We start from the raw sequence: 21,705 nt of genomic DNA, 5'->3' as shown, positions 1-21,705 counted from the left end.
GCTGTCGGGCTCGTCACCATCACGGGCGGCGAGCACGCCCGGCAGGTCAGGATGACGGGTGTGAGTCTGCGCTTCGTCCTCGACCCGGAACTGACCGATGAGCTGCGCGAACGGATCGTCGCGCTCTGGGTCGACGTGACGAACGCCGGTGGCGCGGTCGGCTTCGTGGCACCGGTCACCGCCGACGAGGTCCGTACCATCGCCGACCCGACGCTGGCCGGCATCGCCGACGGCCCGGACCGGCTACTGCTGGGCTACGACGACGATCGGCTGGTCGCCATGGCGATCTTCACCGATCCCCGGTTCCACCTGAAGCCGCACCTACGGGTGCTCACCCGGGTCATGGTGCATCCCGACACACAGGGGCGTGGCATCGGCGAGGCGCTGATGCGCGAGGCCGAGCGGGTGGCCCACCGCCTCGGGCTGGCCGCGCTGCACGTGACCGTACGCGATGGGCTCGGGCTCGACCGGTTCTACCGGCGGCTCGGGTACCGGGAGGTGGGCCGCTGGCCCGGAGCGCTGCGCGTGGCCCCCGGTGACGACCGGGACGAGATCCTGATGTGGCTCGGCCTGAGCGGGCACCGGCCCGGCTGACCAGCCCCGACGGCCGCTCCGGTAGCGGCCGAGGTTCGGCCAGCCGCAGCGGGCTCGGTCAGCCGACGGCCAGTCGAGGCTCGGTCAGCCGCCGACCGGTCGAGGCTCGGTCAGCTACAGCGGGGCGACGGCTCGGCGAGCGGCGCGGCTGCGAACGCCTCGGCGGCGGTCGGCGCGACCGACGCGGTCGCGTCGATCGTCACCGCGGCCGACGGCGTCGGCCGGGCCGAGGCACGGGGCGACGCGCTCGCCGACGGTTTCGCACGCGCCGACGGGGTTCCGGTGGACGTGACCGAGCCGCTTGAGCTGCCCCCGTACATCCGGACGGAGCTGCGCTGCACCTGGCCGGGTGCCATCCGGATGCCGGTCGCGGTGACCCGGTGACCCCGGGTGTCGGTGACCCGGATCTGGTACGGGCCGGGTCCGGCGCCGGAGTCGATCAACCAGTAGTTGTAGCTCTCCCGAGCGGCCGCCCGCCACTGGCCCGAACTGCCCTGCCGCACCTCGACCGAGCGCAGCGGGTTGCCGTGGCCGGCGACCAACACCGCGAACCACCACTGCGACGCGCCCTCCTTGATCCGGAAGGTGAGCGGGCCGGACAGCGGCGGATCGGCGACCAGCCGGTAGCTGACCTTGACGATGCCCTGCACCGGGTCGGCGATGCGGGCGAAAGCCTCCCGGGACAGGTCGAGGTGACCGGGCGCGCACTCGGGGCACCGGTCCATGACCAGCACCCGGACGCTGCCTCTGGGCCCGGTGACGTCCAGGTATCCCCCGCAGGCCGCACCGGCGGCGTACTCGTCGGTGCCGAGCGCCACATAGAGCCGGTCGGCGGGGGCCGCCGGGTACGAGCAGTTCCCGCCGGCCCCACGCGAGTCGTAGAAGGTCGCCTTGCCCTTGTACTCGGGCCCGGCGGCCGGCGGCGCCAGCAGCCCGCCAACGGCGGGGAGCGCGGCACAGGCGGGCGCGGTGCCCGAGCGCACCGCGAAGGTGACCCCGAGGAGTACGGCGAGCGCGGCGACGCTCCCACCGGCGAGCCAGCGGCCCAGGCCAGGACGGGACGCAGGCATCCCGGGCTCGTCCGCGGCGGTGGCGTCGATCATGACGACCGATGCTGCCGGACCGACGGGCTCGCCGACAAGCGAGCTAACCGAAAACTAGGAGCGACCGACAGCGCCGCCAGCCGAAGTGCCATGGCGCGCCGCAGCCCCGCCAGCCCTATTGCCGGTCGCTCTAAGCCTGGGCAACACCCACCCGCAGTTCCCACAGCGAACCATGCCGGTGCGCCCGCCGGAAGGGCCAAACTCCGAATTGGACACTGATCACAAACGGGTTCTCGGCGGACCGCATCCCTGACACGGTGTCCGTGGATGCGCATTCCGTAATCGACAGGAATGCCATCCACGCGGGGGTAAGGGCGTGGGTGGCACATGACCGAAGGATGATCATTGTCTGCACACGCACGAACAAGGCGGTCGGCAGGCGTTCTCGCCGCGGTACTGGCAGCCTCGGCGGGCGCGTTCTTCGCACCCGGTCAGGCGGCGGCGGCCCCACCCGGGATCGTTGTCGAGGACGGCGCCACCCAGCCGGTCTTCTCGCTGGCCAGCGCGATCAACGAGACCGTGCATGTCGAGTCGGACATGGACAGCGACGGTGACGGCCAGCTCGACACCATCACCGTCCAGCTGATCCGGCCGGCCGAGACGGCCACCGGCCTACAGGTCGCATCGATCGTCAAGGCGAGTCCGTACTGGACGGTCCAGAGCCCGGGGGCCCGCCGCAGCACGGTGATCGACCCGATCGGTGACCCGGACACCCACTGGGGCGGCTGGTTGGACGAGTACTTCGTGCCGCGAGGCTACGCGGTGCTGGAGGTGGAGATCGCCGGCACCGGCACGTCCGACGGGTGCCTGTCGGTCGGTGGCGAGTCGGACGAGCGGAGCGTGGCCGCCGTCGTCGACTGGCTCAATGGCCGCACCACCGCAACGTACGCGAACGGCACCGCCGCGGTCGCGTCGTGGAGCACCGGCAACGTGGGCATGTACGGGGTCTCGTACGACGGCACGCTGGCCATCCAGTTGGCCGAGACGGGCATCGACGGGCTCAAGACGATCGTGCCGGTCGGCGCCATCTCCAGCTGGTACGACTACACCCGGGCCCAGGGCATCGGGTATCGCAGCTGGAGCGTCCGGTACATGGAGGGGTTCACCTCCCGCCGGGCCAACGCCCAGTCCCTGGTGAACTGCACGGCGCAGTACCAGGCCATCGGTGACGGGGAGACGTTGGCCGAGTGGGACTACAGCCCGTTCTTCGCGGCGCGCAACTACCGCGACGACGTGGACCAGGTCCAGGCATCGGTGTTCCTCGTACACGGGCAGCGTGACGACAACGTCAAGACCACCCAGTGGGGTCGCTACTGGGACGAGTTGGTCGCGCACGACGTGCCGCGCAAGGTGTACCTGCACGACGGGGAGCACGTCGACCCGTTCGGCAACGAGTCCAAGGATCCGGTCGGCCGGTGGATGGACCACTGGCTGTACGGCATCGCCAACGGTGTGATGGACGAGCCGCAGGCCACCATCGCGCGACCGGACGGCACCCGGGTGACCGAGACCGTGTGGCCGCCGGCCAGCACCACGGACACTTCGCTGTACCTGGGCCCGGCCGGCAACGGGGGCGCCGGCAGCCTGACCACCAGCGCGGGTACGGGCAGCCAGCAGTTCACCAGCTCCGGTGCGGTGGCGGAGTCGACGATGCTGGCGAGCCCCGGCACCGTGCAGAGCTACCGGCTGGCGTACCTCGGGCCGACCCTCACCTCGGCGAGCCGGCTCTCCGGCGCCGCCCGGATCGAGGTGGCGTTCACCTCGGCCACCACGAGCACCCCGCTCACGGCGCTGCTCGTGCACTACACCGGCGGATCGGTCACCCGTGTGGTGGCACGCGGCTCGCTCGATGCCAAGAACCGCCTGTCGCTGACCACCGGCACTCCCCTGACTCCGGGGCAGCCGGCCACCGGCACCGTCCTGCTGGAGCCCAAGGACTACGTCTTCCCCGCCGGCAGTCAGATCGGCCTCGTTCTCACCGGCAACCTGAACGCCTTCGTCCACTCGGATCCGCTGGCGGGCCAGGTGACGGTGGCGCTCGGGACCAGCCGGGCGGTCCTGCCGCTGACCGTCGCGCCGGCCCCGGTGTGCACGGACCCGGCGTGGAGCCCCACGGCCATCTACAACACCAACGACGTGGTGTCGCACAACGGCCACCGCTGGCGTGCCCAGTGGTGGACGCAGAACCAGGAGCCGGGCACCACCGGTCAGTACGGCGTCTGGGTTGACCTAGGAGCCTGCTGACCTTCTCACCCTGAGGGCCCGCGCCGAAGACCGGCGCGGGCCCGACGGCCGTGTCGGCGGGTACCGCAGCCTGCTGGTGCTGCGAAAGGCCCCTGGATTACGCGTGGCGAGGGTGGCCACGGCCCCGCCGGCCAGCCAACGACGCAGCGCGGAACACTGAGCCGGTGTCTGGCCGACGGGGCCGTCGACTCCGTCGGTCACGTGCAGACATGCTGCCGGAGACTCGACCGCCCGGACAAGCGAGCTAAGCGAAAGCTAAGACGGGATCCATCTCGGCTGGCCGGTGGTGACCAGCCGGCGCAGCGGCTCCACGGCGTCCGGGTGACTGCGCAGCGCGTCCTCGATCGGCAAGAGCTGTCCGTCGGTCGTCGCCGGGCCGTGTCCACCTGGTCAGTCGACCAGTTCCACCGGGTCGCCGAGCTTCACCCGCCCCGCCTCCAACGGCACCAGGTTGAGTCCGAACAGGAGCTTACGGTCGATGTTGCGGTGCCGGGCGAGGGTACGCAACGGCTCACGGCCGCGTACCCCGGTCTCCTGATCGGTGGTGACGACCAGACAGCGGTCCGAGAGGCTGGCCGCACGAAACCGGACGGCTCCGACGCGCAGCCCGCGCCCGACCCAGCCGTCCTCCGCCCAGGCAGGAGCACCGTCGATGACCAGGTTGGGCCGGAAGCGGATCATCGGTACCGGCGGCGCGCCGCTCGCGTCGAGCCAGTGGTCGAGCGCGGCCAACGAAGCCGTGTTGGTCAGCAGCACCGGGTACGCGTCGGCGAAGCTGACCTGGTCACCGGGGTCGTGCTCCCTCTCCCCCCGCCCGATGTGCCGGGCCGGCCGGGCCAGCCGGACGAGCCGGACCGGTCGGTCGAGCACCTCGGTGAACCAGGCGTCGGCGGCCGGGCCGGCCGGCAGCGCGTCGACCCGCAGCACCCGCCGACGGAACGTCCGCACCGGCACCGGCGGGACGTCGACCGGCTCGGGCACCACCAGCTCGGGGTGGCCGTCAGCGCGCAGCAGCAGCCCGCCGGAGCGCGGCCGGGCATGCACCCGGACCAGCGACGTGACCTCACGCTGAGTGATGCCGATCCCCTCGTCGTCGACAACCATCCAGCGTCGGTCCTCGTCCAGGCCCCACGGTCGTACGCCGGCCTCGTCATGGTCGAGACCGCGACAGCCCTTCACCGGGTAGGTGCTGATCCCGCTCAGCCGCACCGGGTCACCATGCCACGCCGATGCCGTCACCCGGGTACCAGTGGTTCGCCGGGGTCTCCCGGTAGGCGAGGAACCGCCGCCCGGTGCGCTCGGCGTGCTCGGCCAGCACATTGGTGTGGGTGACATTGTCGGTGAGCAGCATCGCTCCCGGGGCCAACTTCGGCTCGACCGCGGCGAACTCGCGCCGCTCGTAGGCACGGCTGTGGTCACTGTCGTGCAGGAACAGATCCACCGGCCGGTCCAGCGCCGTGATCGACTCGACCGAGTCGCCGATGACCAGGTCGATCACCTCCGACCAGGGCGCGGTACGGGCCAGGTAGCCGGCCTCGGGGTTGATGTCGATGGAACTGACCCGCCCCGGGTGCCCCTCGGCGGCGTTACGCAGCAGCGCGGCCGCCAGGACGCAACTGCCCAGCCCCTTGTCGACGCCGGTCTCCACGATGTGCTTCGGCCGCCGGGCCCGGACGATCGCGTACCAGCCGATGCGGCGGGCGTACCGGACCTGCTTGTCGGCCAGACCACGCCGCGCCGCGCCCGCGATGGCCGAGCTGATGTGCTCCCGCAGCGCCTCGTCCGACTCGATCTCGGTGAGGTACCCACGGACCTGCTTGACCGGCAGCTCGCAGACGACGCTGACGAACCAGGCAAGGTGGCTGCGGCTCAGCTTGGTCAGCTCGTACGTGTAGTTGTGATGCTCCCGCGAGGCGACCAGCCAGCGGGCCGAGGTGCGCAACACCTTGGCGTCGTGCCGGGCGACCGCGACCAGGCGTTTGGGAAAGGCGGCGACGGGGGCGAGGCGGGTACGGGCGATCGCCCGACGCAGCTTGACGGGATCCACCGCTGCGTTCTACCAGACCAACGGATACAGCGGAGTAACAACGCACGCTTCGATGCGCCTGGACAGGGGCACGCGCCCGAAACGTGAAGTCAGTAGCATCACCGCCATGTCAAGTGGTGAGCAGGCGGGGACGGTGTCCCCGGAAGAGGTCCTGCCGGCGGGGGACACTGACGGTTCGGAGCAGACCGACGGGCCGGCCGCGAAGCCGCGCCGACGGTGGCTGCGGATCACGCTGATCGTGCTGCTGGTGTTCTCCCTGGTCGGGGTGGGTGCCGTGGTGGCGAGCGGCTTCTACCTCAAGTCGGTCGAGTCTGACATCGAACGGGTCGACGCCTTCGACAACGTGCCGGAGGAGACCCGACCCGAGGTGGTCGCCAAGGGTGCGTTGAACATTCTCATCCTGGGCAGCGACTCCCGCGACCCGGAGAGCACCGGTGGCTCGCGCGCCGACACCATCATCCTGGCGCACGTACCGAAGGACCGCTCAAGTGCGCAACTCGTCTCGATCCCTCGGGACACCTGGGTCGCCGTGCCTCGGTCGAACGAGGGCCGCGGCGGCCGTGACGCGAAGATCAACGCTGCGTACGCCTGGGGCGGCCTGTCGCTGATGGTGCAGACCGTGGAGCAGTACACCAAGGTGCGGATCGATCACGTGATGTTGGTGGACTTCGCCGGATTCAAGGACATCATCGACGCTCTCGACGGCATCGACATCACCTCGGAAAAGCGGTTCACCTCGATCCACCCTCCGTTCCGTACCTTCGAGCAGGGAAAGCAGCGGCTTGACGGCGCTGCCGCGCTCGACTTCTCCCGGCAGCGCAAACAGTTCGCCGACGGCGACTTCACCCGGATCAAGCATCAGCAGCAAGTGATCAAGGCGATTCTGGACAAGGCAGCGTCCGGCGGCATCCTGACAAATCCCGCCCGACTCAATTCTTTCGTACGTGCCACGTCGAGTGCCGTCTCGGTGGATCGGAGCATGTCGCTTGTGGACATGGCGATGGAGTTACGGAGCTTGCGGGGTAACGACCTGACCTTCATCACCAATCCGACCAAGGGAACGGGACGAGTCGGCAGCGAGAGCGTGGTCTTCGCCGACCCGGACAAGGCGGCGCTTTTCTACGAGGCCGTGCGCCGGGACGAGGTCGACGAGATCCTCCGCACTGGAAAGTAGGAGCTGATTTGGCCTTGCGGCTCTGGCGGCCGTCACCGGCGCGGTCGTATCCTTCGATCGCTCCGGTGCCCCTTTCCTCAGGTGCCAGCGGGGTCGCTTTACGGGGGAGGACGGTAGATGTCGAGGCAACCTGTCGTGGGTTACCCGACCACGAGCGAACGGGAAGGCCTCGGGACGTCGCCGCCGGCGGGCCGTAGCAGCAGTACCGAGTCCGGTGAGGACATCCCCGCCAGGCAGCTCGGCACGACCGTCGGAGCGGGCGTCGATCCGGACATCGGCGGCGGACGCCCTGGTCTCGACGTGACGGCGGTGCTGCCGTACGCCGGTTCGCGCGCCTCCACCCGGACCCGTGCCCTTCGTGCGTGGATGTTGACGGCGCCCGTCGACGTCGCGGCGCTGCTGTCCCCACTGGTCGTCACCCAGCAGCATTGGCGCGGCACCCTCGCCATGACGGTGCTGACCGTGGGCGCCTTCGCCACCGGCGGGCTCTACCGGGCCCGTCGTCACGTCAGCATCCTCGACGAGTTGCCCAGCCTCTGCGGTCGTTTGCTGGCCACTGCGGCGGTGGTGGCCATCATCGCCGCGCTGCGCCACGATTCGCCCGCCTACCTGGTCGGATTCATCCGTGGCGTGGCCATGGCCGCCGTTCTGGTGATCGTCGGGCGACTTCTGACCCGGGAGATCGCCACCCTCGCCCGCCGGCGCCGCTGGGTGGAGCACAACGCGATCCTCATCGGCGCTGGCGCCACCGCTGTGGAGTTGGCTCGGCTGCTGCGCCGTTACCCCCGCTACGGACTGCGGTTCGTCGGGCACGTCGACAGTCCCGCGCCGATGGACACGCTGCCCGTCCCGACCATCGGCACGCTCGACCAACTCCCCCAGCTGGTACGGCTGGCCGAGTGCGACGTTCTGATCATCGCCGACCCGCAGTGTTCCGAACCCGCGTTGATGGACATCCTCCGCCACCCGGCGGTGGCTGGTTGCGACCTCTGGGCGGTGCCCCGGCTCTGGGGGTCACGCTCGCACGGCGACCACATCGGGGCCATTCCCATCGTGCGGGTGGGCGACACGACGCTGTCTGGGCCGCGCTGGGCACTCAAGCGTGCCTCGGATGTGGTGTTCGCCGGTGCGGCTCTGCTCATACTGAGCCCGGTGCTGCTGCTCTGCGCGATCTTCGCCTTCCTGGATGGTGGTCGCGGCGTCTTTTTCCGTCAGGAACGCATCGGTCGGCACGGACGACCCTTCAACATCATCAAGTTCCGTACCATGCGGCCACTCGACGAGCACGAGTCCCAGACGAACTGGTCGATCGCGCACGACCGGCGGGTGTCGCCCATCGGGCGCTTCCTGCGCCGTACGTCCCTGGACGAGCTCCCTCAACTGTGGAACATCCTCAAGGGCGATATGAGCGTCGTCGGGCCACGGCCGGAACGGCCCTACTTCGTCCAGAAGTTCTCGGCGGAGTACCCGAGCTACGCGATGCGTCATCGGGTGCCGGTGGGCCTGACCGGTCTGGCTCAGGTCAGTGGTCTGCGGGGGGACACACCGATCTCCGACCGGGCCCGGTTCGACAACTACTACATCGAGAACTGGTCCCTCTGGTTGGACGCCAAGGTACTGCTGCGGACGGTGTCCGAGGTGTTCCGTGGCGGTGGCCGCTGAGCGACCTGTCAGCACTTCGCCGCCCCGACCAACGGGCGGCAGGTCCATCCCCGACTCTCGGCGTGCCCCGACGTCCAGTCCGGACGTACCGATGATCCGCGACCCGGGGTACCAGTCGAACTGCTTGGAGTATCCCGATGCCGGACGTTTCGGTGGTCATCCCGACGACGGGCAGGCCCAGCCTCGCCGAGGCGGTCGGATCCGTCCGCGCCCAGGTCGGTGTCTCCGTACGCGTGGTGGTCGTCTGCGACCTTGCCCGCGTACCGGACAGCGTGGCGGCGCTCCGCGACCAGATCGACGAGATTGTCTGCACCGGCGGCGGGCGGCGAGGTTCCCACGCCAGGAATCTCGGCGTCCGGCATGCCGACCCCGACAGTCACGTGGCCTTTCTCGACGACGATGACGCCTGGCTGCCGGGCAAGTTGGCCGCTCAACTGCCGGTCCTGGAACGGCTGGCCAGCGAGAACTGGCTGCCGGTGGTGTCGTCACGTACGTTGCAACGCATCGTCGGCGGAGATCCGCTGCCGTCCGCCGTACCGGCCACACTGATCAGTGACGGTCAGCTTCCCGAGGACTATCTCTTCCGCCGGCGGCAGGTGGGGATCGGGCGTCAGTCTCTGCCCACATCGACGCTGCTGACCACCAGAGAGCTCGCTGAGCGCTGTCCCTGGGACGAGTCGCTGCCCCGCCATCAGGACTGGGACTGGCTGATCCGGGCTGCCCGGATTCCCCAGGTGAAGATCACACAGATCGAAGCGGCGACCGCGATCTACACCGTGGGAAGCCCCGACTCGATTTCCGCCCGCGCCGACTGGCGAACCTCCTGGGAATGGGCCCGACGCTGGGAAGGGGTCTGGGCGGCGGAGACCTTCTCCGACTTCATCGCCGCACAGACCCTCCGGTACGCGTTGCAGGCGCGCGACCTGACCGGGGTCAGGGAGATGGTGCGCGCGATCCGACGCAACGCCCCGCCGTCGGCCCGCAACTCGTTGCTCGCGGCGCTCGGGCTCGTACCGCGCGCCGCACTCGAACGCGTCGCGATGCGTCGGTCAGGCGACGCTTCGGCGGTTCCGAAGGGCGGTTCCCGCTGATGCGTCTGCACTTCGTGCTCCCTCAACTGGAACCGATGTACGGCATGGAAGTCGCTGCGGCGCTGCTGATGCGATCCCTGCTGGCCCACGGTGTCGAGGTCTCGGCGACGGTGGTGTCCGGCCCGGTTCCCGCGTCGCTGCAGGATCTGACGATCGACACCCTCGGCCTTGGCACTCGGATCAGCCGGCTGGTGGAGGCGGCCCCGCCGCTCCGACGACGGCTGAAGGAACTTGCTCCGGACGTGCGGATCGTGGCGAGCGGGCTGTGGGGCAGCGTGCCGGTCGGCGCGGCTCTGGCCGGATCGGGCCGCAGCTACGTGGCCTGGGAGCACTCGCTGCTGCCGGAACGGCTCCGCACCGACGCCCGCGTCCGCACGCTGGCCCGGCTGACCCGGATCCGGGGCCTACGGCCGCGACTCGTCGTCGCCGTCTCCGACGGCGTCGCGCGGACCGTGCGGCAACTCGCCCCCGGGCAGCCGGTGACGACGATTGCCAATCCGGTGCCGACCCGTCCGTTCGTCGCCCCACGCGACGTCACGCACCTCGATCGGGTACGGCTGCTGACCACGTCCGCGCTCCGCCCCGGCAAGAACCATTCCTGCGCGCTCGAAGCGTTGGCGTTGCTGCCCGGGACGTACCATCTGACTCTCGCCGGTGACGGCGCGGAGCGCCAGGTGCTCCACGACAAGGCGCGGAGCCTCGGGCTGTCGGACCGGGTGACGTTCCTTGGCTGGGTGTCCGGGGTGGCGGAACTCCTCGCCGAGGCTGACCTACTGGTGCATCCATCCCGTGCCGAGACATTCGGGTTCAGCCTGGTGGAGGCCGCCGAGGCCGGCCTGCCCGTGGCCGCTCTGCCGGTGCCGACGCTGGACGAGATGATCCCGACGTTCGTGCCGGGCATCCTGGCGGCGGACACCTCGCCGCCGGCGCTCGCCGACGCGATCCTGCGTCTGACCGGGAACGAACGCCCCGGCGTCGAAGACTTCGAGAAAGCCTGGCACGCCCGACGCGCGACGCTGGACCCGGCCGAGGTGAGCAGGCGGTGGGTGGTGGCGTTGTCGTGACACGCGTTCCCGACGAAACGGGCCGCCCTACGCCCGACCATGACGAACCGCAGCCGCGACGCCCGGTCGATGCCGGTCGAGGCGACGGATTCCTGCGAAAGTCCGGCACGTTCTTCACCGGAACGCTGCTGCGTACCCTCGCCCAGGGCGCTCTGTTCGTGCTGTTGGCGCGCGAGATGGCGCTTGACACCTACGGCCTGTTCGTCGGTGTCACGGCACTCGTCGCGGTGGTGTCCCCCTTCGCATCGGCCGGCGCGCCCAGCCTCATCATGCAGAACCATGCGGACTCGCCGGACGAGTGGGACCGTCACCTGGCCCGTGGCCTCTTCGTGTCCACGGTGTTCGGCTGCGCCGCCACGGTGCTGGTGACAGTCGCAGGTCTCGCCATCTGGGGTGCCGACGTCGGGCTCGTCGATCTGCTCTGTCTCTCTTTCGCTGACCTGGTCGCCTGGCGTCTCATCGAGGCGGTGGCCGCCTCGATCCAGGTCCGTGGCCGGATCCTGCTCGCCGCACTCGTACCAGCTCTGCTGCATCTCTGCCGGCTGGCCGGCGCGGTGGTGCTGGCCATGTCGCCGGGACCGATCGTGCTGCACGACTGGGCGGTGGCTTCGGCGGTCGTCTCAACCGTCGTGTGCGTGCCCGTGATCCTGGGTGGGCTGCGCGGCGCTCACCCCGGATCACTGAAGTTCGCAGGGTCGCTCGCCCAGGCGCGGACCGGAATGATGTTCGCCGTTGGTCTCTCGGCCCAGTCCGTCTACAACGACAGCGACAAGGTCATGCTGTCCCGCCTGAGCACGCCGGAGAACGCCGCCATCTACGCGGCTGCCTACCGGGTGGTCGACCTCGCGTACACGCCGGCCCGCTCGATGAGCGCCATCGCCTATCCGCGGTTCTTCCAGGCCGGGCGGAGTGGCCCGCGGGAGACCCTGCGGCTGGCACGCCGTCTGTTGCCGCGCTTCCTGGCATTCAGCGCCCCGATGAGCCTGCTGCTGATCGCCTTCGCCTGGCTGATGCCGTTGGTGTTCGGCGCCGACTTCGCGACCGCCGTACCGGCGTTGCAGTGGCTCAGCGTGCTCCTCGTGCTGAAGTCGCTGCACTACCTCGCGGCCGACGCGCTGTCGGGTGCCCGGATGCAGGGCCGACGGACGATGTTCCAGATCGGCATCGGCGTGGCCAACGCGTTGCTGAACCTGTGGCTCATCCCGGCCTACGGATGGCAGGGCGCTATCGTCTCAAGCCTGGTGTGCGACGCGCTGCTCGCGATACTGCTCTGGGGATGCCTCGCCGTCTCGGTCCGCCGCGACCCGGCCGACACATCCGCCTCGGCACGTCCCATGGAAAGGGTCTGAGGTGACCACACTCTTCGGTGTCCTGCTGAGCCTGGGCGGCCTCGCGGTGGCCGCCTGGCTGATCCGCGCTCGGCGGCCCGTCTCGGCCGCCTTCGGCGGCGGTGGAAACGCCCTCGCACTGATCGGTTTCGCGGTACTGGCGAACGCAGCGCCCGTCATCGCCGGCGATCGCTCGTCCGCACTCATCGGTGTGCTGGTGCTCGCTCTGGTCGTCTGGCTACTCGTCGCCGGACGTGGGCGCTTGACCGGTCCGCCTGACATGTGGCGCCAGGTCTGCCTGGCACTGGCCGGGGCGGTGCTCGTCTGGTGCGTCAGCGTGGACGTGTTCACCGGCGAGGGCGTGTACGGGTCGAGGTTGCCCGCGTACGGCACCGCCGCGCTGCTGCTGCTCGCGGTCTGGCTGGCCGGCGGCGCCGGCGCGGTGAGTGTCGCTGCCATGGCGTACGCCGGGTTGGCCGTGCTGTCGCTGCTGACCATCCCGACCGCCCTCTACGGGCAGGCCTGGCGGTCCTGCACCTCAGGGCAGTTGGAGAAGTGCTCGTTGGCAGGAGCGCTGTTCAAGAGCATCTACGAGTCGGAGAACTACATCGCGCTGGTCACCTCGTTCACGCTGGTCGCCGCCGTCTGCGCGCTGCGCGGCGCGCAGCGGTGGGCCGCCGCCGGGTTCTGCCTGCTGGTCATCGTCGCCACCGGCTCCCGGACCAGCTACCTGGCACTCGCCGCCGTGGGCGTGTGGGTGGTCGGGGCACTGCTGATCGAGCAGCGGCGGCAGTACTCTCGGATCCACCTCGCTCTCTGCGCGGCGCTTGTCGCCGGAGCCGCGACCACCGCCGCCTACCTGACCTGGAGCGCGTCCCGGACGACGCTGAGCAATCGGGGCAACATCTGGATCCATGCCCGGGAGTACATCGCCGGGGCGGAGATCACCGGCGTCGGTGTCTCGAAGTGGTACCAGTTGCGGGACCTTGGTGAGGCACCGCACCACTTCTTCCACTCCGGCTACGTGCTGGCCATTTTCTCCGGTGGCTTCGTGGCACTGGCGCTGTGGGGACTCGTCCTCGTCGCCCTGCTGCGGTCCCCCGTCGTCGACGGTCGGGTTCTCTCCGCCAAGGCTCCGGTGGCGCTCTTCGTGATCTACTCATTCACCGAGGTCGTCTGGAACCCGCTCTCCGTCGACGGTCTCACCTGGATCTTCGCCCTGCTGGTGCTGACCACATCAGCGCTGACGCCCACCGACATGGACCCGGTCGACCGAGTGGCGGACGTCGCCCGACCGAGCAGGCTGATCGGGCTGCGTCGACTGATCGGTCAGGGCACTCGCCGGGCCACTGCGGACACGCGAAGCTGAGCGCGAAGGATCGTCGAGCCACACTGAGCAGGGTTCGCGCAGACGCGGATCCGCTGGCATGAGGAAGGACCCGATGTCGTCAGGCCCCCTCGCGATGCCGGTTCGGGATGCCACCCCCGGGGCGTCGAGCAGTCGGCGGTCTGGTTTCCGCCCCGACATCCAGGGACTGCGAGCCTTCGCGGTCGTGGTGGTGATCCTCGATCACGTCCTGCACTGGCCCGCCGGCGGGTTCGTCGGCGTTGACGTCTTCTTCGTCATCTCCGGCTTCCTGATCACCGGTTTGCTGATGAACGAACATGGCCGGACGGGACGCATCTCCTTCGCGAACTTCTACCGACGGCGGGTTCGGCGAATCCTGCCCCTGGCGGTACTGGTCCTGGTGACCACGTACCTCGCATCGTCGTTGCTGTTCCTCGGTGAGCGGGTCCGCTCGACGGCCTGGGACACCCTGTACGCGGCGCTCTTCACGGCCAACTGGCGGTTCGCGGCGGCCGGCACCGACTACTGGCAGACCGATGGACCGGTCTCGCCGCTGCGGCATTACTGGTCGCTGGCCGTGGAAGAGCAGTTCTACCTGGTGTGGCCGATCGTGCTCGGGTTGATTCTGGGCTACCTGACCCGCCGGATTCGACACCGATACGCGACCCGGTGGGCGGTGGGCGCGGTCTTGGGCGTGATCGTCCTCGGATCGATCCTGTTCGCGCTCTGGGAGGTCGAACACCGGCCGACCGTGGCGTACTTCTCGACCGTTTCCCGCGCCTGGGAGTTGGGAATCGGTGCGCTCCTTGCAGTGGCCACACCGCTACTGGCCCGCATCCCGGCTGCGGTTCGTCCCGCGTACCAGTGGTTGGGGTTGGTCGGGCTGGTGATCTCGGTTTTCGCCATCAACGCGCAGACCCCGTTCCCGGTTCCGGGCGCCTTCCTGGCGGTAATCTCGACAGCTCTGGTGATCGCCGGCGGTGTCGGTGGACAACGGCTGATGGCGCCGCTGACGAACCGGGCCGTGCGCTACGTCGGAGACATCTCCTATTCCCTCTACCTGTGGCACTTTCCGCTACTCATCCTGATCGGCGTCGCGCTTCCCGCCGCCGGGCATGCCACAGTGGTGCTCACGCTCGGCGGCACCGCACTGCTCTCGGTGCTCTCCTACCACCTGGTCGAAGATCCGATCCGGCGGTCGTCCTGGTTGGAGCGGCAGCCGCCGGGAGGTACGCCGCACCGGAGCCGGGCGAGGCTTACCCGCCGGGGTGCAGTGCTGGTGGCGCTGGTCGCCACGGTTGCCGTGGTCATCACCACCACCATCGCCGTCCGTACGCCGTCATCCCAGACACCTGCCGGCACGTGGACCGTCACCTCACGGTCTGAGCTGGCGGAGCAGATCCGTACGGCGCTCGACACGACCGGCTGGCCGGTGCTGGCGCCGCCCCTGGGGGATCTGGGTGCGGTGAGCTTCTCCTCCGGGGAGGGGCGGGGATGTCGCCCGGCGGTCCCGGACGGCAACGAATGTGCCGTGACGACACCACGGCCCCGGAAACTGGCTGTCGTCGTCGGCGACTCCATCGGAACCGCCTGGCTGCCGCTGGTGCGCTCCGTTCTGGAACCGGCCGGCTGGGTGGTTCAGGATCTGACCTATGCCGGTTGCCCGTTCCTTGCCTCGGAAACCGTCTCCCCGATCGAGGAGATCACCCGGTTCTGTCCCGGACACCGGCGGACGGTACGCGCCGTCATCGAGGACCGCAGACCCGATCTGGCTATCGTGAGCAACGCCTACCAGCAACGGTTCGTCAGGACCGGCGGCGCCTCGTTCCAGGTCCACTATGAGCAGGCCGCGCGTACCGCCCGGGAGCAGTGGCTCGCCGCCGCTGGTCGGGTCGTCGCCCTGCAACCGCCACCCCTGGGTCCGGATCCGAAGTCCTGCATAACCCGTCTCTCCGCTCCACGCGACTGCGTCTCGACGCTCTCCGCGGACTATCGCTCGTACGCCGAGGTTGAACGGAGGGCCTGGGGTGGGCGGAACTCCTGGCACATCACGACGACCGACTGGTTCTGTGACTCCGGCAAATGCCCGATTTTCGTCGGCGGGGTCATCGTCCGTCGTGATGGGAACCACATCACGGCTGAGTACGCCCGCAAGCTCACCCCACTGTTCGGCGAGGTCCTGGCACCGATCCTCGGTGGCGCGACCGACTACGCGACCGACTAGGTGTTCTTCTGGCGTATCCGCACCAGTACCAACGCCGCGATACCGCCGATCAGGGCGACGCCTGCGGCGATGAGCACCGGAACGGCCCAGCCACGGCGGGAAGGTTCGTCACCGCCAGCGGCGACAGCGGCCTCCCGGTACGCCTCGGCCAGCGCGTTCGTGGGCGACCGGTCGACGACCTCGGCGAATTTTGCGGCGGCCTGCGCCTCGTCGCCGTCGAAGTACGCGTCCAGGGCATCGCGGTAGATCTGGCCCGGCTCACCGACAGCGTTGTCGACTCCGGCGGCGCTGAGCAGTCCGTTCACCCGCGACACCGGCACCACCAGGCGGTTCGGCCGCTCAGGTTGCAGCACGTCGTTGTCGAGGATGCCGACCACCCTGCCCTGTGGGTCGATGACGACTCCGCCACGAGATGAGGCCCCGACGTCGTCGTTGATGCGGTAGGTCGAGGATTCCAGGTCAACTTCGGTCACCTGCGCCGGCTTGGACTGGATCGTGTAGGTGGCGGATCGGTAGTCGGTGTCGGTGGTGCCGTACCCGAGCGCCTGCAACCCCGTTCCGGCAGCGATCGTCGCGGAGGCGTTCAGCTCCGCAGCGGGGAGGTTCCCCTGGTCGAGCTTGACCAGTGCCAGGTTGCCCTCGTCGAGGGTGACGGCCCGGACGACGCTGCCGGAGATCGCGGGTGCGCTGGTCAGGTCACCGGTAGCCACATTCAACTGCCCTTGCAGGCTGGCCTCGGGTTCGGTGCCTGCCTCGGAGCCGGTGAAGCTGGTGGTCGTCATTCGGGCGCGGACATATCCCTGAACATCCCCGGTCTTGAGGTCGCCCTTGGCAACGCGGATCTTGGCCAGCTCACGGAGTGCGTGTTCGAGCAGGATGTCCGGGGTCGGCTGCACGCACTGGGCGTTGGTGATGACGTGCCCGTCGTCATTGACCACGACGCCGCTGCAGCGGCGGCTGAAGGTGAACGGATCCGGATGCAGTAGGTCGTTCTTCTGCTTGCCGCGCACGTAACCGGTGACGATCGCCTCCAGGAACACCATCGACGGCGCAGCGATGGCGAGGGCCCGCTCCTGGTCACTGCGAGGCGCGGCCGCCGCCCACGGCTTGAGACCCGGGGTGGGCGGGGTGACGGTCGGAGCCGGCGTCGGTGGCACGGAGTCCGGCCCGCTGGCCGAAATGGCCCAGACACCGGCTCCACCACCGATGGCAGCCACCAGGAGCAGCGCGGCAATCGCCACCCAGAGGCCGGTCTGACGCCGAGGCGGTGCCGAGGGTTGGATCCGGCGTACCGGCGCGGTGAACGGGTCGTGCTGCGGCGCATCATCGAAGGACGTCTCGAAGCCGGGTGAGGCGGGGGCACCCGAAACCGGGCCAGGTCCACCGGAAACCGGAAGCGGAGCGCCCGACACCGGACCAGGAGCACCCGAGACGGGCTGAGGTCCACCCGACACTGGCACCGGAGGACCGGAAATGGGCTGGGGCCCTCCGGAGACGGGCTGAGGTGGACCCGAGACGGGCTGGGGAGGGGCGGGGAGGGCCGGAGCGGTGGTCGGCACCGGCTGGTAGTCCACGCCGAGGGCTCGGAAGAGCCGCTCCGCGCCCGGCCCCGCCTCCGCGGGGTAGGCCACCCAGGGCGCGGCGGCGGAGAAGTCCGCATAGACGAAGGGCATGCCGCCCGTCTGGGCGAGATTGTTGGTGATCGCTGCGAAGGCTTCACGCCAGCCCTGCGCGGCAGCCACGGTGGGATCCAGCACGGCCACCGTGACGAAGCGGCCCTGCCCGTCCACGGCAGCCCACGCTTTACCGACCGGCGACCCGCCCAGCAGATGGGTGTACCGGTAGGGGCCGTCCGGCTGCATGGCAACTCCTCTGCTCGACCGCCGTGCGGGATCCTATCCACCGGCCGCATCCCTAGCTGCCCGCCGGTCACCCTCTCCGCGATAACCGTCCCGAAACCGCAGACCAGCAGACGTCCACAGTAGAACCAGCAGATCAGCTTGCCAGGTGAAAGTTTTTATGCATAGAGTCACTGGGTGAATGAGGGAGCTACCACGGCGTCATCGGAGCGGGTCGTCGGGCTCTTCGACGGGGTCCGGCTCACCCCGACGCAGCGACGCATCGCGCACTGCCTGGTGCAGCACGCCCCGGCCATCGGCTACCTCTCCGCCGCCGAGGTGGCCGAGTTGGCCGGGGTCAGCCAGCCGTCGGTCACCCGGTTCGCGGTGGCGCTGGGCCACGACGGCTACCCGGCCCTGCGCCGCCGGCTGCGCGAGCTGACCTCCGCCGCGCCCGGCCCGGCTCCCGCCGGCAACGAGCTTCAACAGGCGGTACGCGCCGAGATCGGCAACCTGGACCGGTTGGCCGGGCAGTTGGCCGACCGGGAACGGATCGCCGAGACCGGGCAGCTGTTGGCGGCCAGCCGGCCACTGCCGGTGCTCGGCCTGCGGTCCGCCGCACCGTTGGCCGCGTACTTCGCGTACTTCGCCGCCAAGGTGCACCCCGACGTGCGGGTGCTCGACGACGGGGGCAGCCTGCTCACCGACCGCCTCGAACAGGCCGCCGAGGCGGGGGCACGGGCGCTGCTGGCGTTCGTGCTGCCGCGCTACCCCCGGGAGACGCTGGAGGCGCTGCGCGAGGCCCGCGCGACGAATCTGACGGTCGTGGCGATCACCGACTCGCCGGTGAGCCCGGCGACCGAGCACGCCGACGTGGTGCTCTCCGCCGCCGTCGGCGCGCAACTCGTCTTCGACCTGCACACCGCTCCGATGACCCTGGCCATGGTGCTGCTCCAGGCGATCTGTGACGCCGCTCCGGCCGAAACCCAGCGGCGGCTGGAGGCGTTCGAAGCCTCGGCGGCCCGTCGACAGTTGTTCCTCGGTTAGGAGGAGAATCACGATGACGCGATCCGCCCAGGCCACGCCCGGCCCCGGAACCAGCATCCACGCCGCACGCGGCACGGAACGTACCGCTCGGGGCTGGCCGCAGGAGGCCGCCCTGCGGATGTTGATGAACAATCTCGACCCTGAGGTGGCCGAGCGCCCCGACGACCTCGTCGTGTACGGCGGCACCGGCAAGGCCGCGCGGGACTGGCCTTCGTACCACGCCCTTGTGCGGACGCTCACCGAGCTGCGCGACGACGAGACGATGCTGGTGCAGTCGGGTCGCCCGGTCGGTGTGATGCGTACCCACGAGTGGGCGCCGCGAGTGCTGCTGGCCAACTCGAACCTGGTCGGCGACTGGGCGACCTGGCCGGAGTTCCGCCGCCTGGAGCAGCTCGGCCTCACCATGTACGGGCAGATGACCGCCGGCTCGTGGATCTACATCGGCACCCAGGGCATCCTGCAGGGCACCTACGAAACCTTCGCCGCTGTGGCCGAAAAGCGGTTCAACGGCTCGCTGGCCGGCACGCTGACGCTGACCGGCGGTTGCGGCGGGATGGGTGGCGCGCAGCCGCTCGCGGTGACCATGAACGGCGGGGCCTGCCTGATCGTGGACGTGGACCGCAGCCGGCTGGCGCGCCGGGTGCACGACCGCTACCTGGACGAGATCGCCGACTCGCTCGACGACGCGGTCGAGCGGGCGCTGGCCGCGAAGCGGGACCGGCGGGCGCTCAGCGTCGGCGTGGTCGGCAACGCCGCCACCGTCTTCCCCGAGCTGCTGCGCCGGGGCGTCGAGATCGACATCGTCACCGACCAGACCAGCGCGCACGATCCGCTGTCGTACCTGCCGGAGGGGGTCGAACTGGCCGATGCCCGGGAGTACGCGACAGCCAAACCGGCCGAGTTCACCGACCGGGCTCGGGCGTCGATGGCCAGGCACGTCGAGGCGATGGTGGGGTTCCTCGACGCGGGTGCGGAGGTCTTCGACTACGGCAACTCGATCCGGGGCGAGGCGAAACTCGGCGGGTACGAGCGGGCGTTCGACTTCCCCGGCTTCGTGCCGGCGTACATCCGGCCGTTGTTCTGCGAGGGCAAGGGCCCGTTCCGGTGGGCGGCGCTCTCCGGCGACCCGGCGGACATCGCCGCCACCGACCGGGCGATCCTGGAGCTGTTTCCGGAGAATGAGTCCCTGGCCCGGTGGATCCGGCTGGCCGGTGAGCGGGTCGCCTTCCAGGGCCTGCCCGCGCGCATCTGCTGGCTCGGCTACGGCGAACGCGACAAGGCAGGCGTACGGTTCAACGAGATGGTGGCCTCTGGTGAGCTGAGCGCGCCGGTGGTGATCGGCCGCGACCACCTGGACTGCGGCAGTGTGGCCAGCCCGTACCGGGAGACCGAGGCGATGGCCGACGGCTCCGACGCGATCGCCGACTGGCCGCTGCTCAACGCGCTGGTCAACACCGCCAGCGGGGCGTCCTGGGTGTCCATCCACCACGGCGGTGGGGTCGGCATCGGCCGGTCCATCCACGCCGGCCAGGTCTGTGTGGCCGACGGCACCGCGCTGGCGGGGCAGAAGATCGAACGGGTGCTCACCAACGACCCGGCGATGGGAGTCATCCGGCACGTCGACGCCGGTTATCCCACCCCCCACACCGACGTCCGCATCCCGATGGCGGAGTGAGGAAGGGCACCTTGTTAACGCATACGGTAGAGGAAGGGGCCCTTCCTAACAGGTTCCGCACCTTGTGGGACCAGATCGCGCCGATCGGGCGGGACGAGCGCAGCGGCGGTTACCTGCGGTACGCGTTGACCGAGCCGGAGCTGCGGTTGCGGGAGTGGTTCCGGGCGCAGGCCGACGAGCGGGCGATGCCGGTCACCGAGGACGGCAACGGCAACCTGTTCGCCTGGTGGGGTGATCCGGAGGTCGGTGACGCCATCCTGACCGGCAGCCACTTCGACTCGGTGCCGCACGGTGGCGCGTACGACGGGCCGCTCGGCATCGTCAGCGCTTTCCTCGCGGTCGACGAGCTGCGCGCCGCGGACGTCACGCCCACCCGGCCGGTGGCGGTGGTGGCGTTCGTGGAGGAGGAGGGGGCCCGGTTCGGCGTCCCGTGCCTGGGGTCCCGGCTGCTCACGGGCGCGCTGGAGGTCGAGCGCGCGGCCGGGTTGCGCGACGCCGACGGGGTGAGTTTCGCCGAGGCGCTGGGTGCCCGGCCGGCGGGTGCCCGGCCGGAGCTCATCGGCCGCTTCGCCGCCTTCGTGGAGTTGCACGTCGAGCAGGGCCGTGCGCTGGTCGAGCGGGACGCGCCGGTCGCCGTCGCGAGCGCCATCTGGCCGCACGGCCGCTGGCGCTTCGACTTCACCGGCGAGGGCAACCACGCCGGTACGACGCGGATGGCCGACCGGCGGGATCCGATGCTCACGTACGCGTTCACGGTGCTCGCCGCCAACAAGGAGGCCCGGCTGCGCGCCGCCCACGCCACCGTCGGCCGGGTGGCGGTGGAGCCGAACGCCACCAACGCGATCCCGGCGCGGGTGACCGGCTGGCTGGACGCCCGCGCGGCCGAGCCGGCGGCCCTCGCCGCGCTGGTCGAGGCGGTCCACGGCAAGGTCGCGGAGCGGGCCCGGCGCGACGGTACGCAGGTGACGCTGACCGAGGAGTCGGCAACCCCGCTGGTGGCCTTCGACGGCGGGCTGACCGACCGGCTGGCCACGCTGCTCGACGCGCCCGTACTGCCGACCGGCGCGGGCCACGACGCCGGAGTTCTGGCCGGGCACCTGCCGACCGCGATGCTCTTCGTCCGCAATCCGACCGGGGTGTCGCACTCCCCCGCCGAGTCGGCCACCGACGCCGACTGCGCGACCGGGGTGACCGCCCTGGCCCGGGTTTTGAAGGAGCTGGCATGCCGCTGAGCGCGGGCGACGAGCGCCGCAGAGCACGAACGGT

Annotated in this window: 16 protein-coding genes; 12 read left to right on the top strand and 4 right to left on the bottom strand. The window is 70.1% G+C overall.

The window, feature by feature from the left end:
• Positions 1-60: 60 nt before the first annotated feature.
• Positions 61-594, top strand: a complete 534-nt coding sequence (locus tag Vlu01_RS02640) for a GNAT family N-acetyltransferase (protein WP_203992574.1) — start codon at positions 61-63, stop codon at positions 592-594.
• A gap of 110 nt (positions 595-704) precedes the next feature.
• Here the strand turns inward: Vlu01_RS02640 and Vlu01_RS02635 are convergent, their stop codons facing one another.
• Positions 705-1,697: an expansin EXLX1 family cellulose-binding protein gene (locus tag Vlu01_RS02635; RefSeq protein ID WP_239095651.1), complete on the bottom strand. Its 993-nt coding sequence runs from the start codon at positions 1,695-1,697 to the stop codon at positions 705-707.
• A 345-nt stretch (positions 1,698-2,042) separates the two neighbouring features.
• On the opposite strand from Vlu01_RS02635, the gene Vlu01_RS27425 reads away from it, so the two are divergent.
• Positions 2,043-3,941 carry a CocE/NonD family hydrolase gene (locus Vlu01_RS27425; RefSeq protein ID WP_239095650.1) on the top strand — a complete coding sequence of 633 codons (1,899 nt, stop codon included), beginning with the start codon at positions 2,043-2,045 and terminating at the stop codon, positions 3,939-3,941.
• 390 nt (positions 3,942-4,331) lie between these two features.
• On the opposite strand, the gene Vlu01_RS02625 is transcribed toward Vlu01_RS27425, so the two are convergent.
• Together Vlu01_RS02625 and Vlu01_RS02620 are read right to left on the bottom strand one after the other, a co-directional pair.
• Positions 4,332-5,150 (bottom strand): MOSC domain-containing protein, encoded by an 819-nt coding sequence (locus Vlu01_RS02625; protein ID WP_203992571.1) that lies wholly within the window; start codon positions 5,148-5,150, stop codon positions 4,332-4,334.
• A gap of 4 nt (positions 5,151-5,154) precedes the next feature.
• Positions 5,155-5,988 carry an O-methyltransferase gene (locus tag Vlu01_RS02620; protein ID WP_203992568.1) on the bottom strand — a complete coding sequence of 278 codons (834 nt, stop codon included), beginning with the start codon at positions 5,986-5,988 and terminating at the stop codon, positions 5,155-5,157.
• A 106-nt stretch (positions 5,989-6,094) separates the two neighbouring features.
• Here Vlu01_RS02620 and Vlu01_RS02615 point away from each other — a divergent pair, with 106 nt between their 5' ends.
• From Vlu01_RS02615 to Vlu01_RS02585, 7 genes are all read left to right on the top strand, one after another.
• Complete coding sequence (locus tag Vlu01_RS02615; protein ID WP_203992565.1) at positions 6,095-7,162, top strand: LCP family protein; 1,068 nt, start codon at positions 6,095-6,097, stop codon at positions 7,160-7,162.
• A 117-nt stretch (positions 7,163-7,279) separates the two neighbouring features.
• Positions 7,280-8,824 (top strand): sugar transferase, encoded by a 1,545-nt coding sequence (locus Vlu01_RS02610; protein ID WP_239095649.1) that lies wholly within the window; start codon positions 7,280-7,282, stop codon positions 8,822-8,824.
• A 137-nt stretch (positions 8,825-8,961) separates the two neighbouring features.
• A complete protein-coding gene (locus tag Vlu01_RS02605; RefSeq protein ID WP_203992563.1) occupies positions 8,962-9,915 on the top strand; it encodes a glycosyltransferase family 2 protein in 954 nt (317 codons plus the stop codon).
• Positions 9,915-10,979, top strand: coding sequence for a glycosyltransferase (locus Vlu01_RS27420; protein ID WP_239095648.1), 1,065 nt, complete (start codon positions 9,915-9,917; stop codon positions 10,977-10,979). The genes Vlu01_RS02605 and Vlu01_RS27420 overlap by 1 nt, the downstream gene beginning before the upstream one ends.
• On the top strand, positions 10,976-12,328 hold the full coding sequence (locus tag Vlu01_RS02595) for a lipopolysaccharide biosynthesis protein (protein ID WP_203992560.1): 1,353 nt from the start codon (positions 10,976-10,978) through the stop codon (positions 12,326-12,328). Before Vlu01_RS27420 ends, Vlu01_RS02595 begins: the two co-directional genes overlap by 4 nt.
• A gap of 1 nt (position 12,329) precedes the next feature.
• The gene (locus Vlu01_RS02590; protein ID WP_203992556.1) at positions 12,330-13,676 is read left to right on the top strand and encodes an O-antigen ligase family protein; all 1,347 of its coding nucleotides are present in this window, start codon (positions 12,330-12,332) and stop codon (positions 13,674-13,676) included.
• A gap of 73 nt (positions 13,677-13,749) precedes the next feature.
• Positions 13,750-15,879 (top strand): acyltransferase family protein, encoded by a 2,130-nt coding sequence (locus Vlu01_RS02585; protein WP_203992553.1) that lies wholly within the window; start codon positions 13,750-13,752, stop codon positions 15,877-15,879.
• Here the strand turns inward: Vlu01_RS02585 and Vlu01_RS02580 are convergent.
• Positions 15,876-17,741: a trypsin-like peptidase domain-containing protein gene (locus Vlu01_RS02580; protein ID WP_203992550.1), complete on the bottom strand. Its 1,866-nt coding sequence runs from the start codon at positions 17,739-17,741 to the stop codon at positions 15,876-15,878. The genes Vlu01_RS02585 and Vlu01_RS02580 overlap by 4 nt on opposite strands.
• A 174-nt stretch (positions 17,742-17,915) precedes the next feature.
• Between Vlu01_RS02580 and Vlu01_RS02575 the strand changes: the two genes are divergently transcribed.
• Genes Vlu01_RS02575 through Vlu01_RS02565 form a run of 3 tightly spaced genes read left to right on the top strand, consistent with a single transcriptional unit; the run spans position 17,916 to position 21,671 of the window.
• Positions 17,916-18,764, top strand: coding sequence for a MurR/RpiR family transcriptional regulator (locus Vlu01_RS02575; protein ID WP_203992547.1), 849 nt, complete (start codon positions 17,916-17,918; stop codon positions 18,762-18,764).
• 13 nt (positions 18,765-18,777) lie between these two features.
• On the top strand, positions 18,778-20,439 hold the full coding sequence (gene hutU / locus Vlu01_RS02570; RefSeq protein WP_203992544.1) for a urocanate hydratase: 1,662 nt from the start codon (positions 18,778-18,780) through the stop codon (positions 20,437-20,439).
• Positions 20,440-20,450: 11 nt separating this feature from the next.
• Complete coding sequence (locus tag Vlu01_RS02565) at positions 20,451-21,671, top strand: allantoate amidohydrolase (protein ID WP_203992541.1); 1,221 nt, start codon at positions 20,451-20,453, stop codon at positions 21,669-21,671.
• The last annotated feature ends 34 nt before the right edge of the window (positions 21,672-21,705 follow it).

It is taken from the genome of Micromonospora lutea (assembly GCF_016863535.1).
Lineage (GTDB): Bacteria > Actinomycetota > Actinomycetes > Mycobacteriales > Micromonosporaceae > Micromonospora > Micromonospora lutea.
This window is presented reverse-complemented; position numbering and strand designations above follow the sequence as displayed.